Origin of the sequence: Enterocloster sp. 210928-DFI.2.20 (assembly GCF_020554465.1) — a bacterium.
Classification (GTDB): Bacteria; Bacillota; Clostridia; order Lachnospirales; family Lachnospiraceae; genus Enterocloster; species Enterocloster bolteae.
In genome coordinates this window covers 38630-56604 of sequence record NZ_JAJCHK010000032.1, presented here as the reverse complement: position 1 = coordinate 56604, position 17975 = coordinate 38630, and the positions used below count along the sequence as shown (strand labels likewise).

The following is a 17975-nucleotide window of genomic DNA, read 5'->3' as shown; positions in this document are numbered from 1 at the left end:
TGATTTAGTCGCTGATTTTAATGACTCCCTTAATAATCTCCGCCTTGCGGCTCAGGGATTCCTCAAATGCTTTTTGTACATCCTCATACGTATATTCATCCGTAACCATGGTCAGCACGTCGAATCTTCCTGATGATATGGCCTGGATGGTCATGGGAAAATTATTGGCATACCGGAATACGGTCTGTACTTTTACCTCACGGTTAATTTTAAGGAAGTCCACCGGGGTTTCCCCTGGTATGGTTCCCACTATCATGACCTCCCCGCCTCTTCTGACAGATGCAAATGACTGCATGGCTGTTACTCTGCTGCCTGCGGTTTCAAAAACAATGTCTGCCCCGTCCCCGCCAAACAATGCCCGGCTGCGGTCTACCGTATCCTCCTTCCTTCCATTTATCACATGCCATGCCCCTAATTGCAGCGCCTTCTCCAACCGCCGTTCAATCACGTCAGCCACCACAATCCGCTCCGCTCCCATAAGGACACAGGCCTGGAGCGTCATAAGCCCGATACAGCCAGCCCCCAATATGAGCACGTTCTTCCCGGGCTTTACCCCTGCAAGCTCGGCTGCATGCATGCCCACCGCGGCGGGCTCCACCAGAGCCCCCTCCACCATGTCCATATGCGCCGGCAGATGGTATGTAAAGCTTTCCGGGTGTGTCAGATAATTGGTAAGGGCACCTTTGTAGTTAGGCTGGGTTGCCATGAAGTCCACCTGGGGACAAATGTTATAATGTCCCCTAAGACAGAACTCACATTTACCGCATGGAATTCCCGGTTCACAGAGTACACGGTCGCCTTCTTTAAACCGGGTCACCTTAGCGCCCACCGACACCACGGTCCCTGAAAACTCATGGCCCAATCCGATTTTCTGCGAAGGATCCTTTGGCGGTATGAAGGGGCCGCACTCAAACCCATGTACATCCGATCCGCAGATTCCCACATACGCCACCTTAATCAGCACCTCGTCCTCCGCCGGAACCGGCATAGGGCATTCCTCAATCCTCATGACTCCAGGCGTAACCAAAATCGCTTCCGTATTCTTCATTTCTCCCCGTCCTTTCGGCTTCAGTCAAAATCATAGGTCAAAATGACCTTAATTGCCTCTTTATTAGCCATGGCCTCAAACCCTTCCTCCCACCTGGAGAGGCCCAGCCGGTGCGTAATCATGGGTTTAACCTGAATCCGGCCGGCAGCCAACAGCTGCAGGGCATTCCTCCATGACGTGGCATCATACGCCATATGCCCTATGATAGATACTGCCTTCATGGATATGTCATTGATGGAAAATCCCACAGGCTTAAATCCCATACCAACCCGGACAATTTCCCCGTTGCAGCGCACCATCTCAATGGCCTGCTTCAGACAAATATTGGCGCCTGCACAGTCTACCACCAGACCGATGCTGTCACTTCCTCCGCATATCTCCTGGCAGCGTTGCACCACATCCTCTGCGGAACCGTTCACCACTTCCGTAGCTCCCAGCTGCCTGGCTACCCCGAACCGTACCTTTACATCTTCCTCCAGTCCAACCACCACAATATTAAGGGCCCCCATTATCTTTGCTATCTGCACGGAGAAGAGGCCCAGAGGCCCTGTACCGAATATAACCACATTCTCTCCCGGCAGGAGGCCGGAACGCTGGGCAATGGCCTTATACGCATTACAGATGGGATCCATCACAGCCGCTTCCTCATATTCAAGTCCTTCAGGAATCTCCCAGATGGCTCTCTTGTGAATGGCAAGTATCTCCCCCGGAATTCTGCAGTACTTTGTAAAACCGCCGCTGTATCCATACCCCAGGCCCAGATTGACCTTCTCTGAACAGAGCAGATAATCACCCCGTTCACAGGCAGGACATCTGCCGCAGACATGTCCTGTATTATCAGATACAATTCGCTGTCCGGGCCTCCAGTCCTTTACATTCTTTCCCACCCGGACAATCTCTCCGGCAAACTCATGGCCGCGGACAGAGCCAAATTCATCCGAACCATTATCCACTTTGTAATGCTTCATATCTGCCCCGCAGATAGCAGCTGCCTTTACTTCCAGGATGATATCATTATCGCCGCATTCCGGCTCCGGTATGTCAATCATCCTGTAGGTCCCAAAATCGCTGGGACGGCCAAACTTTGCCAATGCTTTCATCATTCGCCCTCCTGACTATTTTATGTAATTATAATATCACTATTTTTATTTAAAATCAACATTATTTATTTGTTTTAATCACTATTTCTTTTGATTCAAAGATTTATTGTCTGTTTATTCAACAAAAATAACTCGGAGCGGAATGGGAGCGGGGGCGGCGGATACGGCTGCGGAGCGGGAATCACTAAGGACCGTTCCACTCACCCGCTGCGTAACTCCCCACCTGCGTCATTCATACTCAAATCCAACGAATAAAAAATGGCATGCCGGGGGGACCGGCATGCCGCTATATATACCGGGCTGCATTATCTTGGTATTTTTGTATCCTGATATGCAGCCCGGTATATGAATGTTTGATAAAGTGAGTTTTAGTTTAAGTCAGTATGAATCTAAATAAATGGTAATCCGGATGGGTATTAAACTAAATGAGATAATATAAGCAGCACAAATCATGCCGGCGATGGGCGTGCGCGTACTCCTTCCCTACTTATTCACCACATTCACCGGGCTTCCGTCCATAAATGACTTCAGGTTCGCCACTGCTATATCCATCAGCCGCTGCCTGCTCTCCCTGGGCGCCCAGGCAATGTGGGGCGTGATGAAGCAGTTCCTGGCCTGAAGCAGGGGGTTGTCCCCCTTTATGGGCTCCGTAGATACCACATCCAGTCCGGCAGCCCCAACTTTTCCGGAATTCAGAGCTTCCTTTAAATCCTCTTCCACAATCAACGGACCTCTGGAATCATTGAGAATGATTACCCCGTCCTTCATCTTTGCTATGGATTCCTTGTTAATCATTCCCGCGGTCTCAGGGAACAGCGGGCAATGAAGGGCAATTACATCGGACATTCGGTACAATTCATCTAAATCAGCATAGTGACAATTTTCGTTTTCCAGCGCCTCATTCCGGTAAGCATCATAAGCCAGCACTTTCATGCCAAGAGCCTGGGCAATACGCGCTGTTCCCTGCCCGATACGCCCAAATCCTATAATGCCTATAGTCTTTCCCGCCAACTCGATAAGGGGATAATCCCAAAAACACCAGTCCGGACAGCTTTGCCACCTGCCTTCATGGACAGCCTGACTGTGATGGCCGATATGGTGGCAGATTTCCAAAAGCAGGGCAATTGTATACTGGGCAACCGCAGCTGTTCCATATGTAGGAATATTGCATACAGGGATTCCCTTGGCTGATGCTGACTCACAATCCACCACATTGTACCCGGTAGCCAGCACACCCACATAACGGATATGGCCGCATGCCTCAAATACTTCCTTTGTGAGGGGCGTCTTATTGGTAAAGACAGCCTGGGCATCGCCAATCCTCCTTATAATCTCCGCTGTATCTCCCACCGGAGTCCTGTCATATACAGTAAGCTCCCCCAATTCCTGCAGCCCTTCCCAGCTAAGGTCCCCTGGGTTTTCCGTGTACCCGTCCAGAACAACAATTTTCATGTCAAACACCCCTTCTTTAACGTAATTTTTTATTGGTATATAATTTATAATACGTGGTTTTATCTTTGTTGTCAACATTTTTTCTTTGTTTTAAACAATCGTCTCTTATACTTCACATTCAGGCCCCATTTCCTCCCATTCGCGGACAAATTCCACACATCTCTCCATTCAATGCTATAATGGAACCATCAGTACTGAGTACAGCGGCATACCGGGAAACCGCACCATTCTCACTGAAAGGAGCTGCACCCATGAACCTTAACTGGAAAACCATTTTAAAAAAGGCAGGTATCATCCTGCTGTCCACACTGCTCTTCGCCCTCTGCTCCGGCCTTCTCTACATTACAAAGATGGCCGGCTCCATCAATATTACCCGGCCGGAGGATGAACCAGAGCTGGCCTCCGCCATGACCAATGAAAACCTGGACACAGAGACCCAGGAAAAGCTGGGCGGATACTGGACCATTGCTGTCTTTGGCGTGGACAGCCGCAACGGAAAACTTGGAAAAGAAAATAATGCCGATGTACAGATGCTGTGCTCCATCAACAGGGATACTGGTGAAATACGCCTTGTATCATTATACCGCGATACATTTCTGATGAATGACACCGCAAACAGCGGATATGGAAAACTGAACCAATCCTACTTTCTCCAGGGACCATCCGGCAATATCTCTGCCATTAACACAAACCTGGATATGAAGGTGGAGGATTTCGTGTCCTTTAACTGGAACAGCGCAGCTGATGCCATCAACCTTCTGGGCGGCGTGGACATAGAACTGTCCAAAGCGGAGTTCTATTATATCAATGCTTTTATCACGGAGACAGTGAACATCACAGGAATCCCCTCCACCCATCTGGAAGGACCCGGCATGCAGCACCTGGACGGCGTTCAGGCTGTTGCCTATATGCGCCTGAGGCAGATGGACACAGACTTTAAGAGGACCGAACGGCAGCGTTCTGTTATTGAGCAGGTATTTGACAACGCCAGGAAGGCAGATATTTCCACCCTGATTCAGGTATTCCATACAGTGGCGCCTCAAATCATGACCAGCATAAGCGAGGAAGAGTTTATGGATATTGCATATAATATAAAAAAATATTACATAAACGGTACAGCCGGATTTCCTTTTGAACAGACCACCGCAAGCCTGGGCAAGACCGGCAGCGTGGTCATTCCCAGCACCCTGGAATCCAATGTAGAAGAACTGCACCGTTTCCTGTATGACGATGATGCCTACACCTGCTCCGGTCAGGTCCGGGACATCAGCAGAGAAATCATAAAAAGGGCTGTTAAAAATTAAGGAGTTATGAGTATGATACGAATTGCTGTCTGTGACGATGAACCCTGCTTTACACAGCAGATTAGCCATGTCATCGCAAACCATGCCAGGGACATATCCCCGTCCCCGGAAACAGTGCTTTACACCAGCAGCGGCCAGCTGCTTTACGATGTGGAGGAGGGCGCCCACTTTGACCTTCTGCTGCTGGATATTGAAATGCCTGAAAAGGACGGAATGAGCCTGGCCGCGTCCCTGCGCCGCCATCTTCCCTTGTCCCTGATTATTTTCATCACCTCCCACACCCAGTACGCGGTAAAGGCATATGAACTGTCTGTTTTCCGCTACATCCCCAAGTCCGAGATGGAAACCTGCCTGCCTCTGGCACTTAAGGATGCCAGCCGCATTCTGAAACAAAGCTCTTCAGATACCTATATTATCGAATCAGCCAGAAGGATTCAGAAACTGTCCGCGGAGGATATCATCTATGTTTATAAGCAGCAGAAATACTCTGTCATAGCCGCAAAAGGCGCAGAGATTCCTGTGCGCAAGCCCCTGGCCCAGGTGCTGGAGGAGCTGAACACCTTAACAGACGGAGGCACCGGCAGTTTTCTCTTGGTGGAGCGGGGATATATCGTGAACCTGTTCCATGTGGAAAAACTGGAGGACGAGCAGATTTACCTGGACAATGGCTCTGTCCTTCCGGTCAGCCGGAACCGCCTTAAGGAAACCCGTGAAGCTATAACAAGGTATTGGAGGAAAATGCTATGACTATGAACCACTGGTATCAGTCCATGTACCAGATGTTTGAACTTGTTTCAGATTTCATTGAAGCGTGGCTCTGCTATGGCTTTGTGGGGCTGTTCCTGCCGGACCGGGTCAGGGGAAAGGTGCTGTTTTTTATTCTGTCCCTGGTGCTGGTGGGTTCTGTCCGGGCCATGGATATACTGGGCATAGACCCTATAATATCCACTCTTTGGTTTGTATTTTATATCTGTATGACCACGGTGGTACTGTTCCAGGTGAATCTGTTTTATGCGGTGTCCCTTGTTAGCTTTTATATTCTGTGCCTGTACGTGATCAATTATTTCTGCATGTCCGTCATGGGGGTCATTGCCGGCAACCGCCAGTTTGCGCAGTTTATCCTGAACCAGCTGTCTCTGCTACGGTGTATTTACCTGGCTGCGGATACCGCTCTTTTGTTTTTGTTATATATGCTTATCAGACGCGCCTTTAAGGGGGGGCTGCTCTACAGCCCGCGGATGCTGTTCACCATTTCCCTTCTGGGCATTCTGGGCATTACCTTCCTGTCAGTGGTCACCCTTCAGGATATTTCCGTGATTACCCTGTTCAGCTGGAGCCTGTGCCTTGTCATGGTGCTGTGCTTTATTTTTCTCCTGCTCTTTTATTCCAATTACATGAAGGAACATGAGCTCAGAAATATTCTTGAACTGAAGGACCAGATGGTGCGCCAGGAATACGAGATGGTCAGGCAGCTTCAACAGGAACAGCAGTCCCTTTCCCATGACCTGAAGAACCACCTTTTAGTCATGGACACCCTGCTGAAGGAAGGAAAATACCAGGAGGCCCGGAATTATATCGGCCAGCTGGGCATTCCCCTGGAGCGCCTGGCACCCTCCATATGGACCGGCACCTCCACCCTGGATGTGCTTTTAAACCATACCAGAAACCGCTGCATCCAGTCTCATATAACATTTACGGTACAGGCCGACGCCGTTGATTTGCGCCCCATGGAGGACCAGGATATATGCAGTCTCTTTGCCAACCTCCTGGACAATGCCTATGAAGCCGCCCATTCCATGCCCGATGGACAGGGCTGGATTCTCTTTAAGATGAGAAAGGCCAGGGAAATGCTCTTCTTAGATATTTCCAACTCATCGCCCGCACCCCCCTGTGTCAAAAACGGCGCCCTGATCTCACGCAAACAGGATGGACGGCTTCACGGTCTTGGACTTAACAGGGCATCTGCCACTGCGCAGGAATACGGCGGCCAGCTTACCTATGGATATGAAGGCGGTGTGTTCACGGTCAGCATAAGTTTCCTGGGAGGAGTTAAGGGAAGGGGTTTAGAAGAGAGAGGTTAGAAGAGATGGATTAGAAGAGATGGGTTAAAAAACAGAATTTCCAGAAAAGGCCAAATAAAAAATGACCCTATTTATATAAGGCCATTTTTTACTCTACAGGTCGATTCTGAAATCGTCTGAACCCTCGCCGTTTACCACATAATAAGCTGCATTCTGTTCCGGTGATATGTACAGCTCCATAGACTTGATTACGGTTCCCGGATGAGTCTTCGCATATGCCTTCTCCGCCTGCGCCAGCACATCCTTTGCAGCTACCTGCCTGCCGCCGAACTCCACTACAACACTCTTCTCAATCTCCGGTTTTACAGTCTCTTTCACTGCTTCTTTAACCGCGGGCTCATCTGCCTTTTTAACATCTTCTGCTGTCTTAACCTCTGCTGTACTCTTAACCTCTGCTGTCCTGGTCTGCGCGGCGCCTGTCTGCGCTGCCGCTGCCGCAGTCCTCTTTGGTCTTGCCATGTTAGTTCCTCCCTAATTTCAATCCGATTTCCAGTGTCAATGGGGATTATACGGCAGTCACCTTTTTTTGTCAATGTCGCGGATATGGAAAATAAACCGCTAAACAAAGGCCTTTATGGAAATTTTTTGAACATATACTGACACATTGTCATATTTCTTTATGGCATTTGTCACATTCCGATTGGGAAATCAGTTTCCGGGCCCTGTCCGGGAACCAGGCAAAGGCTCCTGACGACGGAACCATGGAAAATTCCATGATTTTTCCAGTGGACGGATGGGGAAATGCCAACCGGCGGGCACACAGGGCCAGAGGCCGGTGTGCATCCCCAAAGCTGCTTTTTTTCCTTCCTCTGTCCACAGTCATGGTTGTGGATTTTGTGGATAACCCGCCTCCGTATCGTTCATCTCCATACAAGGGAGTTGCATGTCCGGCAAATTGCACCCTTATCTGGTGGTGCCTTCCTGTAAACAGCTCTATATCTATTATGGATAATATCTGCTCCTGGTTTTTGGGGTTGTTGATAACTTCCAGAACCCTGTAATTAAGAACTGCTTTTTTGCTGTTTTCGTCGGACTTATCCACAATCTTTGATGTGTTGTTTTCCTTGCAGTGGCGCAGATAATCCACATATGTCCCCTGTTTATCCACAGGTTTTCCACAAACCACTGCCAAGTATGATTTTTTTATTTTTCCGGCCTGCAAAGCGGCGCTTAATGATGCTGCGGATTTCTGGTTCAGTGCGTATACCATGATTCCCTCCACCGGCTTATCCAGTCTGTGGATAACCCCCACATAAGGCGGCTGGGCTGTGGATACTCCCTGTGGATGGTTGTGGATATCCTGTGGATTATGTAGATAACGGCGTATCTCACTTACCATATCAGGCGCAAAGCCTCTTGACACCTGGGACTCCAATCCCGCGGGTTTTTGCACTACTATAATATCTTTATCTTCATATAATATTGGTACCATACCTCGACCTCGCTTATCTGTCTGTCTCCTGTACAGACGATTCTAAAGGAACGCTTTTGATTATACCATAGTTTTGCCTCTGCCCGGTTGATTATATTCAGAAATTAGTTTTGCACTCAAAGTAATTCTTAAAAAGTATTGCATATTTTTGGTCTTAGGTGTATAGTATATAATACAAACATATGTAGTATTCAAAACTACATTGCAGGGTTTTGATTAAACTGTACTGTGTTTTTAATAAAAGGAGGCTGGATACTATGACAGCAAAATTAAAACGCGGGATTACCAAGGTTAAGGATCCCGGCAGCGCATTGACCCATTTCATTGCTATGATTCTGGCTATCATCGCAGCCATACCGCTGCTCTCAAAGGCAGGACATGACTCCGGACATATGCGCATCAGCGCACTGGCAATTTTCATTCTGAGCATGATTGGCCTTTATGCGGCCAGCACGATATACCATACCCTGGATATCTCCCCTAAGATTAATAAGCTGCTGCGCAAGATAGACCATATGATGATTTTTATTTTGATAGCAGGCACTTATACGCCTGTATGCATGATTGTCCTGGGCGATAAAACCGGCTGGACCATGCTGACCCTGGTGTGGGGCATTGCCATTGTGGGTATCCTTATCAACGCTCTGTGGATTACATGCCCCAAATGGTTTTCATCCCTGATTTACATTGCCATGGGATGGGTGTGCATACTGGCTATAACCAAAATATTGAGCTCCATGCCCAGGGCAGGCTTCATGTGGCTTCTGGCAGGCGGTATCATCTATACAGCGGGCGGTATTATTTATGCCATGAAGCTTCCGTTCTTCAACTCCCGCCACAGATATTTTGGTTCCCATGAGATTTTCCATCTCTTTGTTATGGGTGGAAGCCTCTGCCACTATGTGATGATGTACCGCTTTGTGGCATAAGGTTTAATTGAGTATAAATACAGAGAACACTGCTTCTGATATGAAATCAATGATTTCATACCGCAAGCAGTGTTCTTTTCTCTTGTATGCAGTTTCGGCAGCAGTCTCAAGGTCAGCTTGTCCTCTGGAAACCTGTTTTCTTTATCAGATGTTCCTTCTCTGCCCTGCTCATATGTTTAATGGCATATTCCCTGCTCATGGCTTCCTGTTTTGTCTCAAATGCCTCATAATAGGACAGCACCACCGGACGTCTGGGTTTGGTATACTTGGCCCCTTTACCCTGGTTATGGACCTTCAGACGCTTGTCCAGGTCATTGGTCCAGCCGCAGTAAAACGTGCCGTCCGCACAGGTGAGGATATAGGTATAATTCATGGATATCCTTCCTTTCCGGTAAATAAACTCCTGACAGCAATAAAAGGGCGTCCCTTTAGGGGAGTGCCCTTCCTGTTTCATTTTATCAGATAATGCCGGCTATGTAAACGGTAATAACGCTTGCAACACGTCATCACCGCCCAGGTTGCCCTGTAATCTATGATTAAAGCACCAGCTGGATGCGCGGCACAACCAGATAGAAGGTATTTTTCTGAATCACATCTATACCTTATTATATCGCGCATACCCTTAAAATGTGCATAAAACACATTTAATATTCCTCTAAAATCTTCTGCCTCCGCCTCCGTGGCTCCTGCCGCTGCTGGACCGGTGGGTGGAACTTCGCCCTGAGCTTCGTCCTGAACCCCCGGATGAATGATTCTGTGTGGGCCTTGGTATAGGGGCCGATGTAACAAATTTGCGAATCAGATTATCTCCTGCGTCCCCAAAGGCAAATTTGGCATCTGCCCGGTAGGCCAAAAGGCTGTTGGCTCTCTCCCGCCCGGTGGGCTCCATGGAATAACGCCGCTTCACTCCCATGCACACCGAGCCTGCCACCCCGGCTGACACCAGGAATGCAAACACTCCCTCGTACCAGCGTATGCTTCTGTAGATACTGATTTCCCCTGTTTCCGTGTCGTAATTATACTGTCCCCTTTGTATTCCCCTGTCCACATAATACTCCACATCCTTCAGGAATTCAGCTGCCGCCCCTGCATAATCACGGGTTTTCAGGGAATAGGCCACATCATCCTGTATCTGTTCGATTCGCTGGTCTGTGAGAATCCGTATCATATTACCGGTGGTGGATACATAGCCCTCACCTCCATAGCTGCCGGGTCTGTCCATATAAATCAGAAACAGCACACCGCTGGCTTTTCTGCCCGTGCCCAGTCCGTTCTGGTCGTAAAAATCATCTGCATATTCACTGGCCGTATGGCTGCCGTCATTATAAGCAGTGACCACCGCCACATCCATCCCGGTCTTTTTCCTGCACCGGGCAATCAGTTCCTCCAGCTTTCCTGCTTCCTCTGATGTTATGAGATCCGCTTCATCGAACAGCCTCCGGGCCTCCTTATGGTTCTGGTCCTTATCATAATTCTTGTCCTTATCATAATTCTTGTCCTTATTATAGGCCTGAGTCTTGCCATATGCCCCGGATTCCTGTGCCTGGGAATCCAGTATGCTGCCTGCCCCGATCCAGACTCCCAGGCACACCACGGCCGCCGAAACTGCCAGGAGCCTGAGCCATCTAACCATTCTGCGTCCTGTCATCCTAAGAAATACCCTCCTGTCATAAGTAATAAAAACAGCGGAAGGAACACAGAGAAAAAGAGAATTATAATCTTCTTCCTGTCCACAGGCAGCTTTCCGCAGATTTTTCCGGTCTGCCCGTTGAGAGCGAAATAGTATATCTTTCCCCTGGCCTTGTCATTATATGTAAGGGTCCATACAGGAAGCAGGGCATAACTCCACTTCTCATCCCGTATGCCTGCTTCCTTTTTGCGTACCTGCATACTGCTGTAGCTCCCGGCCTGGTCCTGGAGGCTTTGAAGGGCAAACTGCCTGACCTCGGTCTGCACGTCCAGCACAAACTGTTCTTTTTCCATATCCCGGTTCTCGGCCAGAAATCCGGAAAGATAACCCATGGAGAAATCCTCTTTTTCATTCATCCTGTATGGAAGCACACTGTCCACCAGCTGCCGGTTGGCCTTTCTCAGGCCATTTCTGGCCACATGGTCTACCTCCATGGTTCCCTGGCGTTTTACGTCGTATACCGTTGTCTCCGTATACCTCATGCCTGCGGTATCCCACGTCCTGAGCCTGGTCCCCTGGGCGTCCAGCTCCCCGTCCACCCGGCAGCTGTAAAGCCAATACGGGAAATAAACCCCGCTCATACTCTCAATCTGTTTTTTATTGTAAAATGTCTCCGGCACATACTTTTTTCTTCCTATCCACTGGGAAAAAATCTCCTCCGCCTTCTGCCTGTCTATCTGGAAGGGTATTACATAATCCGGTCTGAACTGCCCTTCCAGCCGTCCTGCCAGCACCACCGGATTATGGCAGTAATAGCAGAAAGTCGCTGCAGTGGTTTCGTCCGTCACAATCTGGGCTCCGCAGCTGGGGCAGGTATAAAGAACCGGCTGTGCCCCAGCACTGCCCGGTTCCCGGCGCTCCTGTTCCCGGCTGTCCTGTCCCTGGAGTCCCGGTTCCTGGTGTTCCGCTTTCCTGCGCACCAGTTCCTGACTCAGACATTCCAGTTCCTCCTGGGTAAAATCAGACAGGCAGTATTCGCAGTGGTATTTCTGTGAAGACGGGTCAAATACAAGGCCTCCGTCACAGTTGGGGCATTTGTAGGTTATGGCTGCCATATTCTCTCTCTCCTGTAATCACAGCATTTAGGGCCTTGGTTTCCCGCAATCGCTGCAGAATTTTCCCGTATTGATGTTTCCGCAGGCACAGGTCCACGGTGTATCGGGACGGGGATGGCCGCACTCGCCGCAGAACTTACCCGTATTAGAGGTCCCGCAGCCGGGGCAGGTCCATGCGCTGCCCGGCTGTGTTCCGGGCATCTGACCGGCCATTCCCGCGCTGCCCGGCTGCGTTCCGGCCATCTGGTTGGGCACAGCCCACTGGCTTCCGGCCGGCTGGACGCCCACTGGCTGGCTGGCCATCGGCTGACCTCCCGCCGGCTGACCTCCCATCGGCTGACTTCCCATCGGCTGACCTCCCGCCGGCTGGCCTCCCATCGGCTGATTGCCCGCTGGCTGACCTCCCATCGGATGGCCTCCCATCCCCGGCATTCCGGTATTTCCGGGCATCTGGCCCGGGGCCTGGTTCATCTGCATCTGCTGCATGTTGGTGTTGGATGCCGCGCCCATGAAGCCGCCGCCCATCTGCATTCCCATCCCCATGCCCATAAAACCGGCCATGGCTCCGCTGTCGTTGGAACCTGCATTTTTAAGCCCCTCCGCAATGGTAGTCTGCACATACCCCTCCCTGATTGACGGATCACTCATCATAGCGCCCCGGTTCCTCAGGTTAATCAGGTTCTGGGATTCCTCGTCGTAGGTAATGCTGGCAATACCCACTGCCTGTATCTCCATGCCCCGCATCCGGGTCCATTCCTCATCCAGCGTCTGGGCCATATACTGTCCCAGCTCCCGGCTCCTGGATGTGACGTAGGATATCCTGGTGCCGTCTGCTGACATCTGGTTGATGGATGTCTGCAAAGCCTCCAGGAACTCCGACAGGTACTGCTCATTGATGGAGTCTATTTCCACATGGTCTGCATTCTTTGGAATGACCTCAGCGTAAAATTTAATGGGGTCTGTCACTTTGATGGAATACGTTCCATGGGCCCTCAGGAACAACTCTGCATTGTAAAAGTTGTCAAAATAATTCACTGGGTTGCGGGTGCCGAATTTAATTCCCTTTATCTCCTGAAGGTTGACATAATATACCTTCTGAGCCCCCGGTGTCACGCCACCGAAACGGATACGGTTAAATGACTCCTTCAAAGCCTCTCCAAACTGCCCGTTAAACATGGAGGGCATGGAGGAATGGCTGACCTTGTAGTAGCCTTCCTCCGCCGTATAATCCACTATTTTTCCGCCGTCCACCAGCATCATAAACTGGTTGGGATACACATGGATGACGGAACCGTCTGACACAATATCAGATGAACCCTTTGTATTAGATCCCTTTCCCCTGCGCACCTGGACGCCCCGGACAAAGACGGTTCTGTCCCCCATATCATCCGGCTCTACGGCCTCCAGCCACTGGTCTGCCAGGGCTCCTCCCACTGCTGTGGTAACTGCTTTAATGATTCCCATGATTAATCCCCTTTCTTAGCTGCCTTCTTCTGTCTGCGCCTGCGCTTAACCGGCTCCACTGCCTTGATGGCCACCCAAATCATAAGCGCTGCTATGGACAGCTGAATCACAATGCTGATGATAATCCAGTTCTCCATCACAAAACCAGTGGACTGCATACCAAAATATCCCGCCATCTTGGCTGTGGGCGCGCTGCCTCCCATCTGTCCGTTTATGATTGTATAAAATGTAGCCGCAGGATTAATAAGCAGCAGATAAATCACATTTCCTGATGATGGTTTGACCACATTTTCCCCGAACCCATAAGCCACCACTGAATTATTTATATTCATGGAGGACAGGGAGAGCGAAAACTTATTTATGAAGTATGTCCCGGCCACCACGGCTATCAGCACTCCGTAGGTAACTACCGTGGATATGGTTGACCGCTTGAACAGGGCTGAGAAACAGATTCCCAGGCTTCCCGCAAAAAAGGCCACTGTTATATAGCACATAAGAAGGGACAGGATGTCCTGCCAGGTGATTCCTCCATAGACAAATACCATGGCCACTGCCGGGAAACTGGACACAATCAGCAAAAGCAGCGTGCTCAGCGCGCTCATCAGCTTCCCAATTACCACCTGTGACGCCGTCATCTGGGTGGTGAGCATCAGTTCCAGGGTCTGCCTCTCACGCTCCCCGCTTATGCTGGCCGCTGTCACGGCCGGCACTATGAACATCAGCAGTATAAACTCAATGGTGGTGACAAACTCATACATATCCATAAAGCTGCTGTACTGGATAACTGCTGTGGACTCTACCTGGGCCACAGCGGAATACATGTTGAGCAGTGTGACCATGGAAAGGATTCCGTTGAACAGCACGATAATGAGGGGCAGCCGGATACTTCTGGAACTGACCTTCATCTCCCGGCTATAGACCGGATTTTGCATCATAAGACAACACCACCCTTTCCTCTTCATGTTCTGTCAGCTGCATAAATACGGATTCCAGGCTTCCCTTTTCCCGGGTGAATCCGTTAACCAGCACATCGCTGTCAATGAGCTGCTGGAGCAGCAGGGCCTCGTCCTGGGCATCACCTGCAAACCGTACGCATATATCCTGCTCCCGCAGGGATATGGTCTGCACGCAGGGATGGCTCTTAAGAATGGACAGCGCCTTGTCTATGTTGGTGAACACAGATATAACCAGCGGGTTGGAGGTATTGACCCTGGACAGGATATCGTCTATATTTCCCTCCAGCACCATCCTTCCCTGGTCTATGATTCCTATATCCGTACAGAGCTCGGACAGCTCAGACAGGACATGGGAACTGATTACTATGGTTTTGCCCGACTCCTGGAGCTCTTTTAATATCTCCCTGAACTCAAAACGGGTCCTGGGATCCAGGCCTGAAGTGGGTTCATCCAGTATAAGGATGGCCGGATCGTGAATCAGGGCCCTGGCCAGGCACAGCCTCTGCTTCATACCCCTGGACAGTCCGTCCACAAAGAAATCCAGCTTATCCTCCAGCCCCACCTGCTCCAGCAGGGCCGTATATCGTTTCCTTGCCACCAGACCGTTTATGTGGTGGCAGGCCGCAAAAAATTCCATGTATTCCGACACGGTCAGGTTATCGTAAACCCCGAAAAAATCAGGTACATAGCCAATCATGGATTTGAGCTTTCCCAGGTCAAAACGGGCGTTCATGCCGTTTATGGTAATCCTGCCTTCCTCTGCCTCCAGGAGTCCTGTCATGATTTTAATGGTAGTGGTCTTTCCGGCTCCGTTGGGCCCCACAAACCCATAGAGGGCGCCGGTCTCCACCGTCATGTCCAGGCCGCTTAATGCGTGGTATTTTCCGTATATCTTGTGTAATCCTCTTATCTCCAGCATTATTTACTCCTTCCTGTGACAGTCAGTATGGGCAGCATGATATTCCAGGTGTAATCGCCTGTGGCATCGTACACATACTTGATGGTCAGGGTGTTGCCCGGAGACAGGTATGGCTCCAGATCTTCCCTGTCATAGGACTGGACATGGGTATCCATGGAATCATAAGTGCCGGTATTGTAATTATAGAAATACATATTGCCGGCAAAGGGCACCGTGTAATAATACCGCATGCTCTGCACCACCTCATCGCTCATCTGGTGGAAGGACAGCTTCTCCACCTCGATGTCATTTCCCAGATAATACTCTAACATAACCGGAGTCAGGCCGTACATGCTGTTGTTGGACTCGTAATACTCGCCGGACAGCACGTTGGGCTGCTTCTGAAGCGCGGACCTGTATATCATGCCATCCTGTTCATAGTTGACATCAATAGAGGATGTAAGCAGGGTGGAACCATACGTCTCATAATTGGAGGACTTTAAAAATTCTGTCTCCTCCTTCTCATTGCTGAATCCCAGTACCCTGGCCTCTGAATGGTAGCCTGACAGATAGCTGCCCATATAGAAGGACAGGAGGTTGGTCCTCTCCAATGCCTGCACATAAGCCGCATCCCGTATATCCTTATCCTCCTTATAGCGGGAAGCCCCTGTAATCTGCTCTGCCATGGCATAGCCAAAATTAGTGATTCCGTATATGACCTTCATGCCGTCCAGGCTTACAGTCTCACCCGGCTCCATGTGGCCAATGAGAATCATCTGATTATACAGAAGTATGGCCACATTGTCCACTTCCTGGCTGTAGTTGTTGGTCAGGGTTCCCGTCACCTTACCGTCAAAGGAATTTACATCGCCTGTAAATCCCTCCTGCTGTCCGTTTTCCGTGCGGCGCTCCATCATAAAGAACTTGGAGTTGAACGCGCCCACATTGTCGGACCTGAGCCTGGTTCCCTCCTCACCGTAATGTATGGTTATGGACGGCGTCTCCTCACCCGTAAATTTGGGCAGGGGCCCCATATTGTAGTAAGCGCTTCCCGTAATGGGGTACAGGGTGTATTCCGGATTCAAAGTTACGGAGTACGGTTTATTATAGGGAGCCCGCATGTTGATGAATGTGGTTTCCGAAATCTCATCCCTGTCCGTATCCTTTATGGTTGCATAGGTAAAGAAGGGGCCTGTGAACCTGGTGCTCATCCCCATGAGAAGGACCATGCCGGTACAGCACAGGGACAGAATCCCCACAGACAGCTGGTAATACTGGCGCATCCCCCTCTGTTTCCAGAAGAAGTAGAGGCCGGGTCCGGCCAGGGCCACATAGGCCACTGCCAGGGTCACATACAGCCCCACCTTTGGAAGGTTATTGATATTGCCTGTATTAATCAGTCCCTGGACTGACCAGAACTGGCTGGATGTGCTGCCGTCCATGGCGCTGGCCAGCCCGTTTATCTTATCTTCACCCAGAAGGGTGGTAAACAGATTGTCAATATAGGAGATATTGGCCTGGCAGAATTCCTCTATGTCCACGAAATCATACATGGCCACGGCTACCAGTCCGCTGCCAGCTGAAACCGATGAGAGGACGGACAGCTCATCGCTGCCCAGCACCTCTGTGCCGCCTTTCAGCATGACATCCGTGCAAACCAGGGGGATGGACGCGCCTTCCGGCCGGTCCACCGCGTATTCCACACCCATGTTGATGACCCGTTCATCCGGTTGGGGAAGAGGCTGCTCCAGAAGTTCCTTTCCAAAGCCCCTCAGGGTATCCTCTCCTCTTTCCCCGGTTCCTATGAGCAGAACGCCGCCTTTGCGGACCCACTCCCACACAGCCTCTATCTGCTGACCTGACAGTTTTCCGGAATCAAAATCCGTTATCAGCAGCACATCCAGCTGGTCCAGTCCCAGTTCCGATGCCGGCAGAGTGGATGCCGTCATCTCGATGGTCTTGGTTCTGAGGGTACTGTAGTTAATGCCCACGCCGTTAAAATACAGAAGCTCCGCCGGACTGTCACTGAGCACACCGATAAAAAGCTCTGCTGTCTCCAGGTTCAGGTTCAGCTTCAGGCGTTTGCTTACCACCTCATCCCCATTCTCATCCAGCAGGCGTACATACATCTGGTCCACCCTTGCCCCCAGCGATATGCTCACTGATTTGTTCACGTTTCCGCCGGGTTCAATTTCAACCGGATACTCATACCGGTATACATCATAATCCAGGTTCATGTTATATCCCTGGAAGTCCGACTCCATGGCCAGAATACACAGGGTTCCATTAAACACCTGGCCGGACTGGCTGGACAGCTCGATTTTAAGGGGCAGGAAACGGCCGCTTTTCGCAGTATTCTGGTAACCGTAGACCACGTCCATGGCCACCGGTGATTCCACGGTTTCCTCCTTGGCAGCCGTGCTGTCCGTCCCCAAGGCCTGGGCTCCCAGGGACTGGACCGTGACAGACGCTGCCAGCATTAAGCCAAAAAGGGTGCTTTTCAGCGCCCTTTTTATTTTCTCTGGAAATATCCGCATGTTACACTTCCTCATCCTATATTCTCCGT

At 50.3% G+C, this 17975-nt stretch carries 16 protein-coding genes; 4 read left to right on the top strand and 12 right to left on the bottom strand.

Going from position 1 to position 17975, the window contains the following annotated elements; translation table 11 throughout:
- Positions 1 to 4 precede the first annotated feature (4 nt).
- From LI015_RS22295 to LI015_RS22285, 3 genes are all read right to left on the bottom strand, one after another.
- On the bottom strand, positions 5 to 1048 hold the full coding sequence (locus LI015_RS22295) for an NAD(P)-dependent alcohol dehydrogenase (protein ID WP_227126405.1): 1044 nt from the start codon (positions 1046 to 1048) through the stop codon (positions 5 to 7).
- A 20-nt stretch (positions 1049 to 1068) separates the two neighbouring features.
- Positions 1069 to 2148 carry a zinc-binding dehydrogenase gene (locus tag LI015_RS22290; protein ID WP_002572912.1) on the bottom strand — a complete coding sequence of 360 codons (1080 nt, stop codon included), beginning with the start codon at positions 2146 to 2148 and terminating at the stop codon, positions 1069 to 1071.
- A 483-nt stretch (positions 2149 to 2631) separates the two neighbouring features.
- Positions 2632 to 3600 (bottom strand): D-2-hydroxyacid dehydrogenase, encoded by a 969-nt coding sequence (locus tag LI015_RS22285; protein ID WP_117626733.1) that lies wholly within the window; start codon positions 3598 to 3600, stop codon positions 2632 to 2634.
- A gap of 251 nt (positions 3601 to 3851) precedes the next feature.
- Between LI015_RS22285 and LI015_RS22280 the strand changes: the two genes are divergently transcribed.
- From LI015_RS22280 to LI015_RS22270, 3 genes are read left to right on the top strand one after another with little or no spacing between them, the layout of a single operon-like run.
- Positions 3852 to 4904 carry an LCP family protein gene (locus LI015_RS22280; protein WP_227126404.1) on the top strand — a complete coding sequence of 351 codons (1053 nt, stop codon included), beginning with the start codon at positions 3852 to 3854 and terminating at the stop codon, positions 4902 to 4904.
- 12 nt (positions 4905 to 4916) lie between these two features.
- Positions 4917 to 5651: a LytR/AlgR family response regulator transcription factor gene (locus tag LI015_RS22275; RefSeq protein WP_002572915.1), complete on the top strand. Its 735-nt coding sequence runs from the start codon at positions 4917 to 4919 to the stop codon at positions 5649 to 5651.
- Positions 5648 to 6985, top strand: a complete 1338-nt coding sequence (locus LI015_RS22270) for a sensor histidine kinase (RefSeq protein WP_227126403.1) — start codon at positions 5648 to 5650, stop codon at positions 6983 to 6985. Before LI015_RS22275 ends, LI015_RS22270 begins: the two co-directional genes overlap by 4 nt.
- Positions 6986 to 7078: 93 nt before the next feature.
- On the opposite strand, the gene LI015_RS22265 is transcribed toward LI015_RS22270, so the two are convergent.
- Together LI015_RS22265 and LI015_RS22260 are read right to left on the bottom strand one after the other, a co-directional pair.
- Positions 7079 to 7444 carry a DUF6465 family protein gene (locus LI015_RS22265; RefSeq protein ID WP_227126402.1) on the bottom strand — a complete coding sequence of 122 codons (366 nt, stop codon included), beginning with the start codon at positions 7442 to 7444 and terminating at the stop codon, positions 7079 to 7081.
- A gap of 148 nt (positions 7445 to 7592) precedes the next feature.
- A complete protein-coding gene (locus LI015_RS22260) occupies positions 7593 to 8417 on the bottom strand; it encodes an RluA family pseudouridine synthase (protein ID WP_227126401.1) in 825 nt (274 codons plus the stop codon).
- Between the two features lie 257 nt (positions 8418 to 8674).
- Between LI015_RS22260 and trhA the strand changes: the two genes are divergently transcribed.
- Positions 8675 to 9346, top strand: a complete 672-nt coding sequence (gene trhA, locus LI015_RS22255; RefSeq protein WP_002568901.1) for a PAQR family membrane homeostasis protein TrhA — start codon at positions 8675 to 8677, stop codon at positions 9344 to 9346.
- A 112-nt stretch (positions 9347 to 9458) separates the two neighbouring features.
- Here the strand turns inward: trhA and LI015_RS22250 are convergent, their stop codons facing one another.
- The 7 genes from LI015_RS22250 to LI015_RS22220 all read right to left on the bottom strand — a co-directional run bounded on the left by LI015_RS22250 (position 9459) and on the right by LI015_RS22220 (position 17946).
- Complete coding sequence (locus tag LI015_RS22250) at positions 9459 to 9719, bottom strand: GIY-YIG nuclease family protein (RefSeq protein WP_002568902.1); 261 nt, start codon at positions 9717 to 9719, stop codon at positions 9459 to 9461.
- 282 nt (positions 9720 to 10001) lie between these two features.
- Positions 10002 to 10994 (bottom strand): TPM domain-containing protein, encoded by a 993-nt coding sequence (locus tag LI015_RS22245; RefSeq protein ID WP_227126400.1) that lies wholly within the window; start codon positions 10992 to 10994, stop codon positions 10002 to 10004.
- Positions 10991 to 12091: a TFIIB-type zinc ribbon-containing protein gene (locus LI015_RS22240; RefSeq protein WP_118019067.1), complete on the bottom strand. Its 1101-nt coding sequence runs from the start codon at positions 12089 to 12091 to the stop codon at positions 10991 to 10993. Before LI015_RS22240 ends, LI015_RS22245 begins: the two co-directional genes overlap by 4 nt.
- Before the next feature lie 27 nt (positions 12092 to 12118).
- Positions 12119 to 13555, bottom strand: coding sequence for an SPFH domain-containing protein (locus LI015_RS22235; RefSeq protein ID WP_118019066.1), 1437 nt, complete (start codon positions 13553 to 13555; stop codon positions 12119 to 12121).
- 2 nt (positions 13556 to 13557) lie between these two features.
- Entirely contained in the window at positions 13558 to 14490 is a 933-nt protein-coding gene (locus LI015_RS22230; protein WP_002572921.1) for an ABC transporter permease, read from the bottom strand.
- Positions 14468 to 15430, bottom strand: a complete 963-nt coding sequence (locus LI015_RS22225) for an ABC transporter ATP-binding protein (RefSeq protein WP_002568907.1) — start codon at positions 15428 to 15430, stop codon at positions 14468 to 14470. The genes LI015_RS22230 and LI015_RS22225 overlap by 23 nt, the downstream gene beginning before the upstream one ends.
- A complete protein-coding gene (locus LI015_RS22220) occupies positions 15430 to 17946 on the bottom strand; it encodes a hypothetical protein (protein WP_002572922.1) in 2517 nt (838 codons plus the stop codon). Before LI015_RS22220 ends, LI015_RS22225 begins: the two co-directional genes overlap by 1 nt.
- Between the last annotated feature and the right edge of the window lie 29 nt (positions 17947 to 17975).